This window comes from Sphingomonas sp. LH128, assembly GCF_000293195.2.
GTDB lineage: Bacteria > Pseudomonadota > Alphaproteobacteria > Sphingomonadales > Sphingomonadaceae > Novosphingobium > Novosphingobium resinovorum_A.
In genome coordinates this window covers 1-15095 of record NZ_ALVC01000202.1, presented here as the reverse complement: position 1 = coordinate 15095, position 15095 = coordinate 1, and the positions used below count along the sequence as shown (strand labels likewise).

14 protein-coding genes, 1 tRNA gene and 1 pseudogene are annotated in these 15095 nt (G+C 63.9%); 9 read left to right on the top strand and 7 right to left on the bottom strand.

Annotated features, from left to right (window positions below):
* The 6 genes from LH128_RS16560 to LH128_RS16535 form a co-directional block, all read left to right on the top strand.
* Positions 1-1381 (top strand): SMP-30/gluconolaconase/LRE domain-containing protein (locus LH128_RS16560; protein ID WP_008830811.1); only part of this gene is annotated, 1381 nt, incomplete at its 5' end.
* 12 nt (positions 1382-1393) lie between these two features.
* Positions 1394-1807, top strand: a complete 414-nt coding sequence (locus LH128_RS16555; RefSeq protein ID WP_008830810.1) for an EthD domain-containing protein — start codon at positions 1394-1396, stop codon at positions 1805-1807.
* 135 nt (positions 1808-1942) lie between these two features.
* Positions 1943-3190, top strand: a complete 1248-nt coding sequence (locus LH128_RS16550; protein WP_008830809.1) for an MFS transporter — start codon at positions 1943-1945, stop codon at positions 3188-3190.
* Positions 3191-3272: 82 nt separating this feature from the next.
* Positions 3273-4631, top strand: a complete 1359-nt coding sequence (locus LH128_RS16545; protein ID WP_008830808.1) for an aromatic ring-hydroxylating oxygenase subunit alpha — start codon at positions 3273-3275, stop codon at positions 4629-4631.
* Between the two features lie 125 nt (positions 4632-4756).
* Positions 4757-5662, top strand: a complete 906-nt coding sequence (locus LH128_RS16540) for a glyoxalase (protein ID WP_008830807.1) — start codon at positions 4757-4759, stop codon at positions 5660-5662.
* A gap of 56 nt (positions 5663-5718) precedes the next feature.
* Entirely contained in the window at positions 5719-6096 is a 378-nt protein-coding gene (locus LH128_RS16535) for a Rap1a/Tai family immunity protein (protein WP_008830806.1), read from the top strand.
* Between the two features lie 32 nt (positions 6097-6128).
* Here LH128_RS16535 and LH128_RS16530 read toward each other — a convergent pair whose 3' ends face one another.
* The 6 genes from LH128_RS16530 to LH128_RS16505 all read right to left on the bottom strand — a co-directional run bounded on the left by LH128_RS16530 (position 6129) and on the right by LH128_RS16505 (position 11608).
* Positions 6129-6839, bottom strand: coding sequence for a hypothetical protein (locus LH128_RS16530; protein ID WP_008830805.1), 711 nt, complete (start codon positions 6837-6839; stop codon positions 6129-6131).
* A gap of 61 nt (positions 6840-6900) precedes the next feature.
* Complete coding sequence (locus tag LH128_RS16525) at positions 6901-7203, bottom strand: hypothetical protein (RefSeq protein WP_008830804.1); 303 nt, start codon at positions 7201-7203, stop codon at positions 6901-6903.
* Between the two features lie 112 nt (positions 7204-7315).
* On the bottom strand, positions 7316-9688 hold the full coding sequence (locus tag LH128_RS16520; protein ID WP_083910249.1) for an outer membrane protein assembly factor BamB family protein: 2373 nt from the start codon (positions 9686-9688) through the stop codon (positions 7316-7318).
* Between the two features lie 274 nt (positions 9689-9962).
* The gene (locus LH128_RS16515) at positions 9963-10190 is read right to left on the bottom strand and encodes a DUF2171 domain-containing protein (protein ID WP_008830802.1); all 228 of its coding nucleotides are present in this window, start codon (positions 10188-10190) and stop codon (positions 9963-9965) included.
* Positions 10191-10296: 106 nt separating this feature from the next.
* Positions 10297-10536 carry a DUF2171 domain-containing protein gene (locus LH128_RS16510; protein ID WP_008830801.1) on the bottom strand — a complete coding sequence of 80 codons (240 nt, stop codon included), beginning with the start codon at positions 10534-10536 and terminating at the stop codon, positions 10297-10299.
* Between the two features lie 118 nt (positions 10537-10654).
* Positions 10655-11608: a complex I NDUFA9 subunit family protein gene (locus LH128_RS16505; protein ID WP_008830800.1), complete on the bottom strand. Its 954-nt coding sequence runs from the start codon at positions 11606-11608 to the stop codon at positions 10655-10657.
* A gap of 251 nt (positions 11609-11859) precedes the next feature.
* On the opposite strand from LH128_RS16505, the gene LH128_RS16500 reads away from it, so the two are divergent.
* The 3 genes and pseudogenes from LH128_RS16500 to LH128_RS16490 all read left to right on the top strand — a co-directional run bounded on the left by LH128_RS16500 (position 11860) and on the right by LH128_RS16490 (position 13713).
* Positions 11860-11946: transfer RNA gene (locus LH128_RS16500), tRNA-Leu, on the top strand.
* 111 nt (positions 11947-12057) lie between these two features.
* A pseudogene (locus LH128_RS16495) lies at positions 12058-13352 on the top strand (tyrosine-type recombinase/integrase).
* Between the two features lie 94 nt (positions 13353-13446).
* Positions 13447-13713, top strand: a complete 267-nt coding sequence (locus LH128_RS16490; protein WP_083910247.1) for a helix-turn-helix domain-containing protein — start codon at positions 13447-13449, stop codon at positions 13711-13713.
* Between the two features lie 331 nt (positions 13714-14044).
* On the opposite strand, the gene LH128_RS33515 is transcribed toward LH128_RS16490, so the two are convergent.
* On the bottom strand, positions 14045-14590 hold the full coding sequence (locus LH128_RS33515) for a hypothetical protein (RefSeq protein ID WP_172705093.1): 546 nt from the start codon (positions 14588-14590) through the stop codon (positions 14045-14047).
* Positions 14591-15095: the final 505 nt, after the last annotated feature.

Sequence of the window (15095 nt, the reverse complement as noted above, 5' to 3'; positions counted from 1 at the left end):
TGGTGGCGGCATCGTCGGCCCGGACGACCTCGCCTTCGACGAGGCGGGCAACCTGTATTGCACCGAGATCACCGAAGGCCGCGTCTCGATGATGACGCCCTCGGGGCAATACCGGGTGATCCACGGCGAAATGCCGGTGGCGAACCCGATCACGTACCATCAGGGCCGCCTGATCGCGGGCGAACTGCGCATTGGCGGGCGCATCATGGAACTCGACCGCGACGGCGGCGCACCGCGCGTCATCTTCGAGGGGGTGCCGATGGCCAACGCCTTCGAGGTGGGCCCGGACGGCAAGCTCTACTTCCCGGCTCAGGGCGCGAACGAGATCTGGCGCATCGGCCTCGACGGCGGCGAGCCGGAGGTCGTGGCGAGGGACCTCGGCGTGCCGGACTCGGTGAAGTTCCACCCCGACGGCTCCATCATCTCCACGCAGGTCTATTCGGGGCAAGTGCTCAAGATCGACCCGCGCACCGGCGCCAAGACGGTGCTGGCCGACATCGGGCCGGGGCTCGACAACGTGGCCTTCGTGAACGGGCGCACGTTCGTCAGCCACATCAACGGCTCGATCACCGAGATCACCGCGCCGGGGCAGACTCGGCCGCTGGTGGAAAAGGGGCTGCAGTGGCCGCTCGGCCTCGCGGTCGATGCCAACGGGCACGTTTTGGTGGCGGACGGCGGGTTCACCTACCTGCTGCGCCCCGGCGAGCTGTTGCAACTGGCGGGCATGCTGTTCTCGCCCGGCTTCCCCGGCTGGGTGCGCGACGTTGCGGCGAGCGGCCCCGACGAATGGATCGTCACCACCGCCAACGGCGACGTCGCCCGCTGGAACCCGGCGGCGGCGACCAGCGAGGTGCTGACGAGCGGCCACGACCTGCTGATGGGCGTTGCCGTCACCCCCGGCGGCGTCGTCTTCGCCGAGTTCGGCACCGGCAAGGTCCATGCGATCGAGGGCGGCAACGTCGCCGAACTGGCCAGCGGCCTCGACCGGCCGATGGGCGTCGCGGTGTCCGGCGACAGCACCGTCTACGTCGCCGAAAGCGGCGCGGGCCGCGTGGTGAAGCTGGTCGGCGGGCGCAAGGAAGTGGTGCTCGACGGTCTCGCCCGGCCCGAGGGGCTGGCCATCGCGGGCGGCACGCTGTTTGTCGCCGATCCGGGCGGGAATGCGCTTGTCGCCAGTGATCTGGCGGGCGGCGCGCGCGAGGTCGTCGCCAGTGACTTGCCGATGGGCGGGCCGGGCGGGTTGCAGCCGGTACAGCTTGGCGGCGTGGGCGACATGTGCGGGCCGATGAACACATTTACCGGCGTCGCCGTGGCGCCCGACGGCACCGTCTACCTCTCCGCCGATGCCGAGGGCAGCGTCCTCGCCCTTCGCCGTCTCTAAGGGGGCCTTCCGATGCTCAAGCAGATCTGCTTCTTCCGCAAGCGCTCGGACATGACCATGGACGAATTCATGGACTACTACGAGAACCAGCACTCGCAGCTGGCGAAGAAGTCCGGCGCCAAGCCCGCGATCCCCAATGCGGTGCGCTATGTGCGGCGCTATCTGGTGCCGGAGAAGAACCCCATCACCGGGCAAATCCACGATCCGGGCTACGACTGCATCATGGAAATCTGGTGGAACAGCCGCGAGGATTTCGAGCGCTCGCAGGCGATCATCGCCTCGCCCGAACGCCTGCCGATGACCAGGGCGGATGAGGAAAAGCTCTTCGCCAGCCACGACAACCCAGTCGTGACCTGCATCGAGTACGATTCGCCGATGGGTCCGAACGGCGAGGCGACGCATGTGGACTTGCGCTATGAGGGGTGACCCCGCTCGTCGTCCCGGACTTGATCCAGGACCGGTGGCTGTCTTTAGCCGCGCGCCATCGGCAAGGCGCCCCCACGCGAGGCTGCGCCTCACGACCGGCCCGCGGTCCCGGGTCGAGCCCCGGACGACGTGAGCATGCACGCCCCCACATCTCCAACCGCTCGCGACGAATGGCGCGCGCATCCGCTGCTGCCGGTGGCGGCGGGACTGGGCTATGCCACCAGCGTCATCCACATCTACGGCATCGGCCCGTTCTACGGCCCTGTCGCGACCGAGTTCGGCTGGAGCCGCACCGAAGTCACCTTCGGCCTGACGCTGGCGACGCTGGTGCAGGCGGTGGGCGGCGTGTTCGTCGGCCTCGCGGTCGACCGCTTCGGCCCGCGCCGGTTCGGGGTGATCGGGCTGGCGCTGCTGGGCATCGCCTTCGCCCTGCTAGGCACCGCCGACGGATCGCTGCTCAACTGGTATCTGCTATGGGGTCTGGTCGCGCTGGCGGCACTGCCGGTCCAGGCATCGGTATGGACGAGCGCTGTTGCCTCGCGATTCACGGTATCGCGTGGGATGGCCTTTGCGGTGACCTTGTGTGGAGCCTCCATCGCCGCAGGGGTGTTCCCGCCAATGGCGACATGGCTGATCAGCGCGCTCGGCTGGCGCGGGGCCTTCCCGGTGCAGGCGGCGATCTGGCTGGGCGTTGCGTTTCCTGTGATCTTCGTTTTCTTCCACGGCCGCTATGACAAAGGCCGCAAGCAGAAGGCACAGGACGCTGCGGCTCGCCCCGCAGACCTGCCCGGCGCCAGCTTGCGCGATGGGATGACCTCCAGCGTCTACCACCGCCTGTTCATCGCCTGTCTGCTGTTCACCTTCACCGTGATCGCGCTGGTGGTTCACTTCACCGCGATTCTCGGCGATGCCGGGGCAAGCCCGATGATGGCCGCCGCGATCGCCTCGTTCGTAGGCTGGTTCTCGCTGGCCGGGCGGCTGGGGACCGGAGCGCTGCTCGACCGGCTCCCCGCCTCGCTGGTGGGCGCGGCGGTGTTTATGCTGCCGGTCCTAGGCTGCCTGCTGCTCCTGCTCGGCGGCGGATCGCTGTGGGCGATGGGTGCGGCCTCGGCGCTGATCGGGCTGACGCTGGGGGCGGAGATCGACGTTGTCGTCTACCTGCTCACCCGGCATTTCGGGCTGCGCAACTTCGGCGGGCTCTATGGCGGGCTGCTGGCGGCGCTGTCGATCGGCACGGCCACCGGGCCGCTCGCCGCCGCGCAGTTCTACGACCGGACCGGCAGTTACGCGGGCTTCCTGTGGCTGGCGCTCGCCTTCATGGCCGCGAGCAGCGTGGCGATCGGCACGCTGCCAAGGGGCAAGGCCGCCTATGCCGCACATTGAAGGAACGCCCGGGCGGTTTGCCCCGTCATGCCGATAATGAGATAACGGCCGCAAACCCGAACAAGCAGGAACGAGGATATCCATGGGCGAAATCGGCAAGATCGTTCAGGCGCCCGAGGAACTGGTCGCGCCGGTCAACGTGCCCGCCGAGGCTTACGTCTCCCCCGAATACGCGCGTGCCGAAGTGGACAAGCTGTGGCGCAAGGTCTGGCTGCAGGCCGGGCGGGTGGAGGACATCCCCGAGGTGGGCGACTTCATCACCTTCGATATCGTCCACGACTCGGTCGTCATCGTGCGTGCTTCGGCGGACGACATTCACGCCTTCCACAACGTCTGCCCGCACAGGGGCCGCAGGCTGGTCGATACGCCCCCCGGCCAACGCAACGCGCGCGGCAATCGCAAAACGTTGATCTGCGGCTATCATGGCTGGACCTTCGGCCTCGACGGCGCAAACTCCTATGTCGAGCATCAGGACGACTGGCAGGGACATCTTTGCGCGGGCCGCGCCGATCTGGGCAAAGTGCGGGTGGAGACGTGGGGCGGCTGGCTGTGGATCACGCTCGACCCCGAGGCGATGCCGCTGGCGGAATACCTTAGTCCGGCCGCGACGATGCTCGATCCTTACGGCCTCCAGAACATGCGCCCGCGCTGGCGCAAGTGGGTGGTGTTCGAATGCAACTGGAAGGTGGCGATGGAGGCCTTCTGCGAGACTTACCACGTCTCCACCACACATCCCGAATTCATGGAGTTTGGCCAGTTCCGGGGCTGGGCGCGCAATCAGGGCCTGCATTCCAACATCGGCTACGAGGCGCCGAAAGGTCAAGAGGAGGACTCCGGCAAGCTGCGCCTCGGTGCCGGCGAAGACCCGCGCCTGACCACGGCGGATATGCAGAACTTCACCTGGGCCAATGCCAATACCAACACCACGATGACGCTGGTGGGCGTGGCCAACCGGCTCCGGGACGAGCTGCCCGAAGGCACCCCAGCGGCGGAGGTTTCCAAATACTGGATCCAGACCGCCAAGGCCGAGGACGCGGCGCGCGGCGTCGTCTGGGCGCAGGTCGATCCGCTCCATACCGCACAGGCGGGGACGGCCTGGCAGATTTTCCCGAACTTCCAGATCGGCCATGCGGTCAACAACATGCTGTGCTACCAGGCGCGGCCCTATGGCACCGATCCGGACAAGTGCATTTTCGAGGCGGCCGTTTACGAACTCTGGCCTGAGGGGCAGGCCCCGCAGACCGACTGGGAATACACCGAGCCCGCCGACTGGCCGCCGGTGTTGCAGCAGGACTTTGCCAACATGGCGGCGGTGCAGCAGGGGATGAAGAACGTCGGCTTCCGGGGGGCGCAGCCCAATCCCTACATGGAACGCTCGGTCGCCTCGCTGCACATGAACCTTGCGAAGTTCATGGGGACAGGCGCGCCCAAGACGTACTGAGGTGTAACCCGAGCGGGCTTCGACAAACTCAGGGTGAGCGGGGGTAATCTAAAGCCCTCAACCCGCTCAGGCTGAGCTTGTCGAAGCCCGTGCGCGCGAGACGCGGCAAAGGGAGGAAACAGGCCATGCAATTCCCTCTCGTCCACGTCAGCTGGGCGTTGGCCGATAACGCGCAGCGCCCGGCTTGCGACGCCTTCTTCCGCGAGGTGTTCGGCGCGCAGACCGCCTACGAGATTCGCGTCACGCCCGAGACGGAAAAGCTGGGCCTCGACCGGGAGGAATCGCTGCTGATGATCGGCGATACCATGGTCATCCCGATCGCGCCCGCGGGCCGGGGCGCCGAAAAGGGCAACCCGCTGGGCGACATGCTGCGCCGCTCGGCCGCGCCGGGCCGCTGGATCGGGCTGGCGCTCAAGGTCGGTGATCTGGCGCACGCGGACGCCTGGTTCGCCGCGCGCGGTTTCAAGCGGTTCTACGATCCGGGAATGGAAGCGCACTATTTCCTCGTGCCCAAGGGGCAGATGCTGGGGATGCGGCTGGAAATCGTGAAGCAGGACATGCCGAACGATCCGCGCCGTGATCCGGCATGGTTTCCGGCGAAGGACGATCCGCTCGGTATCGAGGGCCTGCAGGCGGTGGGCGTAAGCACGCCCTCGCTGGCCGAGGCGCGAGCGCTATTCGCGGACAGGCTGGAGTGGCAGGACCTTGGCACGCGCGATCTTCCCGAAGCGCGCTGCGCAGCCTTTACCATCGGTGACACCGTGCTGGAAGCGCTGGAAGGCGCGCCGGGCTCGGCTGCTGCCCGTCACGCGGCGGAGGTGCAGGGTGTCTGCCACCTGGTCTTCAAGCTGCGCGATGCGGCGGCAGCGGCCGATCGGCTGCGGGTGCAGGGACTGCCGCTGATTGGCGACGTGGAAGACCGTTTCGCCATTCACCCCGACGCCGCGCACGGGCGCCTGATCTGGCTGACCGGGGTCACGCCGCCGGGCTACCCCCCCGCCCGGCTTTCGGCTCGGAACGGGTATCGCTGAGCCGCGTTGATGGTCGCGGGCGGCGATGGGCCGTCATGATGCGGAGATGCAGGACGATGAAGTCCGGAAAGTCAGTCTGCCTGATGACGGCGGCGGTGCTGGGTGCGGGATTGATGCCGGTTTCGGCCGAAGCCAGCTTCTATTCCGGCGAGGAGCTTCTCAAAGTCTGCACCGCGCAGCGCGGCAGCGCGGCCTATGTCGAGAACACCTACGAATGCATCGCCTACATCACGGGTAGCGTCGATGCCTTCAACACGTATCGTCGCACCATCAGCATGAAGAGCTGCATCCCCGAGGACGTGACGATCGCCCAGCTTCGCAGGGTGACGGTGGCTTATCTGCAGGATAATCCGGGCAAGCGCGAGGAGGCCGGATCGGCACTGGTCTTCGCCGCGACGCGTCAGGCTTGGCCCTGTGCCAAAAAGGCAAGGTAGCGGGCGCGCCGATCGATTTGCTTCGTCCGGGATCAGCCCCCAGTATTCGCGAAGGACTGAAGGCGGATGCGCGGGAACACCTCTTCCAGCGGCTTCACGTCGGGAGTGACGTAAACGTAGCCGCCTTTCTTGCGGAATAGCGGGCTGATCGTCTTCGTGTAGAACGCGATCGGCACGTTGATGCAGCCGAAGGTGATGCGGTTGTCATCGCTGGTGGGAGAGAGCATCCGTTCGCGGCGCTTTTCCTTGGGTTTGCCGGGGCGGGGTATGGGATGGAGTGCCACCGAGGTGGCGTAGTCCACCCACAGGACCCGCGTGTTGCCTGCTGCCACGCCGAACTTGGCGAGGAACCTCCCGGCAGGCGTCGTCTTTTCGGCGGGACCGATTTCCGACAGGTTCTTGCTGCCGATGCCCGGGCTCGCATCGTCTCCCGGCGCTATGCCGAGGAGGACGGGAACCTGCCCGAGCTTCTTGCCCTTCGCGTCGAACAGAAGCAGCGCTGCCGCCTTCTTGTCGATTATCGCGTAGGGCAGGGCGTTGTTATCTCCTGACGCGGCGATCCAGTCGGCGACGCGGGCGGCGTCCTGCGGCTGGATCGCCGGGCTCGGTTCGGCGGTATCTTGCGTCTGCGATGTCTTCGGCCCCGTGGACCGGGAAACCTCCGCCGCCCACGCAGGAGCGGAGCCTGTCAGCGCCGCGCCGGTCAGAAATAGTCCGGCAAGCGCCCTGGAAACCGTGTTCATCGCTGTCAAAGTACTCGAATCAAGCCGGGAAGATCAGGCCAGAAAGCTCGGGCAGTCGGCGTCAGTTGCGGGCGCGCTTGCGCTGGGCTTCGGCCATGCGCTGTTCGACGCTGTCGACGCGGGCGCCGAGCTGGTCGATGCGCTGGCTGTTCTGCTGGGCCTGGCCGGATGCGGCCTGCGCTTCGGAGCGGGCGGCCTGCGCGGTGGCGTCGGTCTGCTGCAGCTTGCTGTCGAGCGCATCGACGCGCTGGTTCACGACCGCGACCTGTTCGCGCACGAAACCTTTGGTGGCGCAGCCGCCGAGACCCATGGAACCGGCCAGGATGACCACGGCCGGAGCGATTTTCTTGAAGGTGGGCGACATTGTTTTTCTCCTAACGGTCAACAGACCGGAATCGTCCAAGCCCAGCCTTCGGGGTTCGACAATTCGATTCTGGCCGGTCGTGCTTCCGCTCCGATGAACGGAAATCCGTAGGTTAGCGAACGCCTGAGACGGGAAAAGTTCCAAAAGGGCCATTGGAATTTTCGCCGACGAGCTCTCCGTCCCGCACCGTTACATCGTATTTCACGGTGATCGGCATGGGCATCGAGGCACGTCCCTGGAACTTCGCGCGGCCGTCCCTGATCCCCCCGGCGACATCGACAGTGCCTTGTTCCGCCGAGACTTTCCCGGTCACGACGCTGCCTTTGACGATGAGGTCCATGACCGCCTTCTGCGGGCCGATCGGCGACTGGATGATCACGTTCCAGCGCCCTGCGAAGTCCTGCGGTTTTGCATTGCTGATTTTCGAGGCCTTCGCCTTTTCTAGCAGCGCCTTTCGTTCGGCCGGAGCGGCCTGGGCGCGGGCGCGCAGATAGAATCGCAGGGTTTCCAGTTCCGCGTCGGTGAACTCCGGGAAGGGCGGCATGCCGTTCAGCTTGAGCCCGCCTTCCTTGACAATCGTGCGGAAGGTCGCCGCGTCGGTGATGACCGGCGAATAGCGCAAGTCCGGCGCCGCTCCGCCCGCAACCGCATTCCATCCGTGGCATACGATGCACGAGCGGGTGCCGAACAGCATCGCCCCGGCCTGCGCCCGCGCGAGGTCCGGCCTGAAGTTGGGATCGGCCACCGGCTCCAGCGGCGGCACCGCGAAAGGCGGGATCGTGTCCTTGCCGTCCAGCGCGAACGTCAGCACGCGGCGCGGCAGGCGGTAGTCGGTGCGATAGGCGGCATTGCCCAGCGTCTGCATGCCTGCGCCTTGCCCGCCCGCGCCGGTGAGCACGGTGACGTACTGCCGTCCGTTCACGCGGTAGGAGATCGGTGCGCCGATGATCGGGCTCTCGGTCTTGTACGACCATAGTGCCTTGCCGGTCTTCGCATCGCGGGCGATGAACTTGCCGTCGATCTGGCCCTGCCACACCAGCCCGCCGGCCGAGGCCATGACCCCGCCCGGCCAGGTTCCGGGCAGGTCGATCCGCCATGCCTCGGTCTGCGTGACCGGGTTCCATGCCTTGAGGTAGCTGCGGTGGCCGCCGGGCAGTTCGACTTCGGGGATGAGCGTAACGCCCATGCCTGCGGCGAGTTCGCCGCCGCCCTTCTGGCCGTCGCCGATCAGGGCGGGCATGTCCATCACCGGCACGTAGACGAGGCCGGTCTGCGGGCTGTAGGCCTGCGGCTGCCAGGAATGCGCGCCGGTCGGCCCCGGCCACATCTCGAACAGCCCGGGCTTGCCGTTGTAACGGATGCCGGGATTTTCGACAGGACGTCCGGTCTTCGCATCGATGCGCTCGGCCCAAGTGACCTTGGCGATCTTCTGCGCGGAGATGAACTGGCCGGTCGCGCGGTCGATCACGTAGAAGAAGCCATTCTTGGGCGCCTGCATCAGCACCTTGCGATCCTTGCCGTCGATCGACAGCGTGGCGAGCGTCATGTCGGACGTCGCCGTGCAGTCCCACTGCTCCGCCGGGCATAGCTGGTAGTGCCACTTATATTCGCCGGTATCGACGTTCACCGCCACCACAGAGGCGAGGAACAGGTTGTCTCCGCCGCCGGGGCTGCGCAGCTTCTGGTTGTAGGGAAAGCCGTTTCCGACGCCGAGATAGACCAGCCGCAGCTGCGCATCATAGGCGAAGGCGTTCCACGCCGTTCCGCCGCCACCGCGCCGGGTGCCGTCGGGGTTCTTCCACCCGCCCGGCCATGTCCCCCGCATGACCTCTTCTGCCTTGCGGTTGGCGGGCGTCACCTCGTCGCCGGGCGTGGTGTAGAAGCGCCACGACAGCTTGCCGGTCTTCGCGTCGTAGGCGCTGACGAAGCCGCGCGCCGGGCTGATGTCGCCGCCGCCGAAGCCGGTAATCACCTTGCCGCCGAATACGCGCGGCGGACCATTGGCATTGCGCGGGGCATTGTCGGGGAAGTCCATCGTCTTCCAGGTCTCCCGGCCGGTCTTCGCATCGAGCGAGACCACATAGCCGTCCGTCGTGACGAGGAAGACATGGCCCGCATCATAGGCGATGCCCTTGCTGCCCCACGACATCTGCAGCGCGGTCTTCGCCCGCTCGCGCGTGCCGCCGTCGTATTCCCACAGCTGTTCGCCAGTGACGGCGTCGAGTGCGCGGATGTGCGAATGGCCGGTGGTGATGAAGACCTTCCCCTCCGCCATCAGCGGCGTCGTGGGCGTGTAGCCCGGCTCGAGGTCGAAGTGCCAGGCCAGCTTCAGGCCGGAGACATTGCCGGTATCGATCTCCTCGAGCGGCGAATAATGCGTCTCGGTTCCCGTCCGACCCCAACTCGGCCATTCGTCCGGGTCAACGACGGTCTGTTCCTCTATCGGCTGGGCGGGGCGATTGCATGAAGACAGCGCAAATAGCATCGACGTCAACGCCAGTGGTATAGCGATCTTTCCCAGGCCAGAGACCACGACGTCCTCCCCTCGCTTCCGTTTTTCTTGATGTCCCGACTATCAGCCGCGCCGGAAGCTGGGAAGAGATGCTATTCACCATGGATCATAACGAGCAAGGCATCGCCGAGGGGATGTGCCGCGCCAGATTGTCCGAATAGGAAAACCCCGGCCTTCCGTCAGGAAAGCCGGGGTCTCGCAAGGCAGTGCGCGAGGGGGTACGCACTGCCGGCTCGGTGGTCTTGGATCAGTTGGCGCCGACGCCCATCGGGATCGGCGTACCTTGCTTGAGGTAAACGCGATTATCCTCGATCTTGTCGACGTTCTCGAACGCGATGTAGTGATGTGCACCATCGGAACTGTCCGAACGGGTCAGCTTGATCTGGTCGTCCTTCACCTCGTCGATAGTCCCGACGTGCTGACCGGTGCTGGTCGTAACTTCCATGTGCTCACGCACGCGCAACTTCTCGAACATGGTGTATCTCCATCATCTCGGGGGGTATGATGGGGAAACGGCGCAAGCTGGAAAGTCGTTCCGGTCGTTCGTCTCGGCCCGGAAACGGCTCGTCAATTCGGGTCGTTCAGGGGGTGGCACCGAGGCCGAAGGTGGCGTCGCCCCGGTCGGACAGGAGCACCGCGTCGGCGCTTATCCCGTCGATCTGCGTGATCGCGACGAAATCGTGAGAGCCGCCCTCCAGCATCAGTTCCTCGCCTTCCAGCGCGGCGACGGTACCTATGACGACCCCGTCCGCTGCGATCACCTTCATGCCCTTGCGGATCGTGCCCTGCTGCGTCGTCCAGGCGGTGTCGGTGGTAGTCATGGCGCGTGCTCCTCTCGCTGCGGGGCGGGGGTCGCCCCGGAGGCATAGACACAAAACCCCGCCTGCCGGAGGGTTCCGGCCGGCAGGGTCTTGGCGAGCGCGAATCGAATCTCGTTGGTCAGGCGTTCGCAGTCTTGGCGCCGAAGCGGCCGTGCTTGCGGAAGCGCACCATCCAGCGGTCGAGGAACAGGCCGAGAGGCCGCGGCGTGACGCCGAGCCCGCCGATGCCCGGAGCCGAGCCGCTTGCCACGCTGCCGGCCTGGAGCAGCTTGAACTGGTCGGTGGTGATCGGGGCGCCGGGCAGCCAGCCGGTCGCCGCCGCTATGAGGCCGGACACTGCATCCGGCAACTGGGCGAAGGCTCGCGAGCGGCCCTGTGCCTTGGCGATACGCTCGTTAAGTTCGAGCATGGTGACGACTTCCGGCCCGGCGAGCTCGAACGTCTTGCCCTGTGCGTCCGCGCGGCCCAGCGCATTGGCGATTGCCACGGCCACGTCATCGACGAAAACGGGCTGCAGCTTCGCCTCCGGAGCGAAGACCGGCAGGGCGGGCAACCGCGAGATCAGTTCTCCGAACATGTTGACGAAATTATCGTCCGGCCCGAACATCAGCGAGGGGCGCACGATCGTCGCGGTTGGGAATGCGGCCAGCACGGCGGCTTCGCCTTCGGCCTTGGTACGGGCATATGCGACTTCCGACCCGGCATCCGCGCCTATTGCCGAGACATGCACGAAGGCGGCAGCGCCCGCAGCCTTGGCTGCAGCTGCGATGTCGCCCGTGCCCTTGCCCTGCAGGGCATCGAGGTTCCCCGCAAAAGCACCCACGAGGTTCACCACCGCATCCGACCCGGCAAGTACGGCGGCAACCGTGTCGGCCTTGGTCACATCGACGCCGGCGAACTGCACCTGGCCCAGGTTGCCCAGCGGCTTGATGGCGAAGGCCTTCTTGGGGTGACGGCTGGCGATACGCAGCCGCGCGCCGCGCGCGAGCAGTTCCTGCGCGAGGTGGCGGCCGACGAAGCCGCTGCCCCCCAGAATGGTGACGATCTTGCCGGAGAGAGGGTCGGTGGTCATGGTCTGGCTCGGTCCTTCAGGTCGCGCTGCGCTCGACGTGTCCCGCGCTGCAGCACATGCATCTGCGCCCCTGCCACAAGCCCGGGAACGGGGCAACTGGGCAGTTGCCCCGAGCCGTCCGGCGGCCGCTGCGAATATACAAATTCCCGAAATGAAAAATGTTGCATCGGATGGTGTTGACAAGACTTCGACGGCCCCTTAGAGGCGCCCTCCTACCCAGCGGGGACGGCGCTTCGCCCCCTCGCTAAAGTGCCCAGATGGCGGAATTGGTAGACGCACCAGCTTCAGGTGCTGGCGCTCGCAAGGGCGTGGAGGTTCGAGTCCTCTTCTGGGCACCATTTGTTCTCCCGCGGACGTCCACAGACGTCCGCGGAAGGGCTGAAATCCGCCACTTTTAGTGCTATGATCGTCCGCTCAAATCCGGGCGAATTCGGCACCAATCGAGAACAATGCGGGTATATCCGAGGGTATCGATTTTCGTCCTTTTGCTAGGACGATACCCTTATGGCCAATCTTTTGCCACTACCGTTGCCAGCGCCAAACCGCGTGAGCGGGATTATAAGCTATCGGACAGCGGCGGTCTCTATCTTCTTGTCCGTCCCAACGGCACGAAGCTGTGGCGCCTCAATTACCGCTATCTCGAAAAGCATCGAACCCTTGCGTTCGGCGCTTGGCCAGAGGTCAGCCTCGCCGATGCGCGGGATCGGCGCGACGATGCGCGGCGCCTGCTCGCGACAGGGACCGACCCGTCGCACCAGCAGAAGGTCGAGGCTGCTCGCGCCCGCGTCGAGGAGAACGACACTTTCAAGCTCGTGGCCGAGGAGTGGGTAGCGAAGAAGGAGCGCGAAGGGATGGCGGAAATTACACTCAGCAAGCTTCGCTGGCTCCTCGACAAGGCGTATCCAAAAATCGGCAATCGCCCGGTGGCCAAGGTCACAGCACAGGAAGTTCTGGCCGTCCTGCGCGTAGTCGAGGCAACAGGTCGGCATGAATGCGCGCGGCGGATGCGCAGCGTGCTCAGGCGGGTCTTCCGTTATGCGATCGCCACGACACGCGCCGAGCGCGACCCGGCAAGCGATCTCCGGGGCGCTTTGACGGTTCCAAAGGCCAAGCACCTTGCTGCGATCACCACCGAGGATCGAGCTGGAGACCTCATGCGCGCGATCGAGGGCTATTCCGGTCACACGATCACTTTATTTGCCTTGAAGCTGTCGGCGCACCTGTTTGTACGCCCTGGTGAACTACGGCAGGCCGAGTGGGCGGAGTTCGACTTCGATCGCAGCGTCTGGAACATTCCCGCTGAGAAGATGAAGATGCGTCGGCCGCATCGTGTGCCTCTTTCGGCCCAGGTAGCAGGTTGTTTGAGGAACTGTGGGCCCTGACAGGCCATGGCCGCTATTGCTTTCCTTCGTTTCGGACCGGTCAGCGCCCGATGTCGGAGAACACCGTCAATGCGGCTCTCAGGGCTCTTGGCTTCGGCCAGGAAGAGATGACGGCGCATGGCTTTAGGGCGATGGCAGCCACGCTGCTCAATGAGGCAGGGCATTTCAATCCTGATGCCATCGAGCGCCAGCTGGCACACATGGAGAATAATGGAGTGCGCCGCGCGTATACGCGCGGTGAATATTGGAACGAGCGAATCGCTTTAATGCAGTTCTGGTCTGACGAGCTGGAACGCCTTCGTGATGGAGCCAAGGTCCTCAAACCTAACTTTGCAACGCGGAGGCGTCCTGACGCGGACTGACGTAACTCAGAAATCTGGCACAAATTATAACCTAAAGGTTATATTTTAAATTTATTCCCTGTAGGGTATAGATTATGAATAGACCTCGCAGGTTATGCGTGGAGCAGCGTTCATGGAACAAGTGGTGCGACTGGCGGGCCAATTAGGGGCACAGCTTCAGATGGAGCGAAGGCGTCGATCCATGACCCAGACCGACTTAGCAGGCATAGTAGGGACGCATCAAAAGACGATTTCTGCCATCGAGAACGGAAGTGAGGGGGCGAGACTCGAAACACTTCTAAGGATTATTGCAGCTCTGGATCTGGATATGCAGATCATACCGCGCCGCAAGATCGGCAAAAGGATCGAGGATATTTTTTAGGCGTTGTCGCGCAAACAACCTACTCCTCTTATTGCAGAATAGTTTGTCCCGTTGGCTGCCATCAGTAGCGTGCCCCCACTTATGCAAAGGCCGCCAGTCGGCTGTGCGCCCTTTGCGGACGTCCACGAGCGTTTCTTGCGCGACCGTAAGCGGTCATTCGTTCGAGGAGTGCCACGCCGTCAGACGCGAAAAAAACTGCCGGTCGGCCATCGCCCCATGCCGGTCGTTTCTAAGGCAATGCGCGATGTTCATCAGCGGACACTGGCGGAAAACACCTGATTGTTGGTCAGTGGACCAAAGCGGCTATGATGGTTCGTTTAAATCGTAGCGATCAGACAAACCACTCTGGAAAATCACGGAAGCTCTTTAGATTATTATTTAAAAAGCGCGCTATAAAGGCCGTTTCTGTTTTTTCAAAATATTCATCATGAGTGAATAGCCCATTACATCCTTCGGAATCCGCCGGAAAAAACTGATTTCTGATCAGCGTGAATTGTAATGCAGCCCTATTTCCAACGTGCCTAACCAAGTTTATTTCTTTAATGGCGATATCTTCAGGGTCAATTTTACCTGCGGAAATTTTATACTCCCGGAAAAATAGATAATTATAGGAAGCGCCGCCGACATTCTCCGAAAGTGGATACTCGAACTCAACGTCAATCCCGCGTGTATCGACCCAACGGGAGACCGCTTCTGCCGACAGATTCGGCGCTTCGTTCATAAATGCTACAAGATCGTGAATCTGTCGCTCGCACTCAATGCGTCGAAACGGTTCAGCTTTCGCTGGAGGAACGATCGTGCATGCCTGAGCAGCGGAGGATGCAAACAGTGTCGCGCCAACAGCGGCAATTCCCAATGCCTCACGCCGTCCAATCATTCGCCATCCCCGCCCCAAGCAATTTGCACTGACGATGACACGAGATTCTTGCGTGCACAATCTGGCGTGAAATGATGACTTGCGTTCGACCTGACGCAAAACACATGTTTGGCGGCCTGACGAGACATTGCCTGAGGTCGCTTCTGATGATCGAAAAACGCAATACGGTCCAACAGCCTCGCGGAAGAGGTTTTCCGTCACCGCGCAATGGCCGCTATCGTGCCATGCGTCCCGTGACCGGTTAGTCCGCTACCCACCCCTCATCGCCGCTAAAGCTGCGGATTTGGACTGCCTAAAACCGGTCGGGCGGCTTTACCTCGCCAAGCGATGCGATCGGCAGCCCGAAAAGGCTATGAGGGTGGAAAGCAGCCATGGCGCGACATATGGTTTATGAATGATACAGGATCGTAAGCGCAGTCCCTACGTCAAAGCATGTGTGTTCATGCTTTACCTGATCGTTGCCCTGTTTGTGATCATGTGGGTTTTGCCATCGGCTTTAACGAAC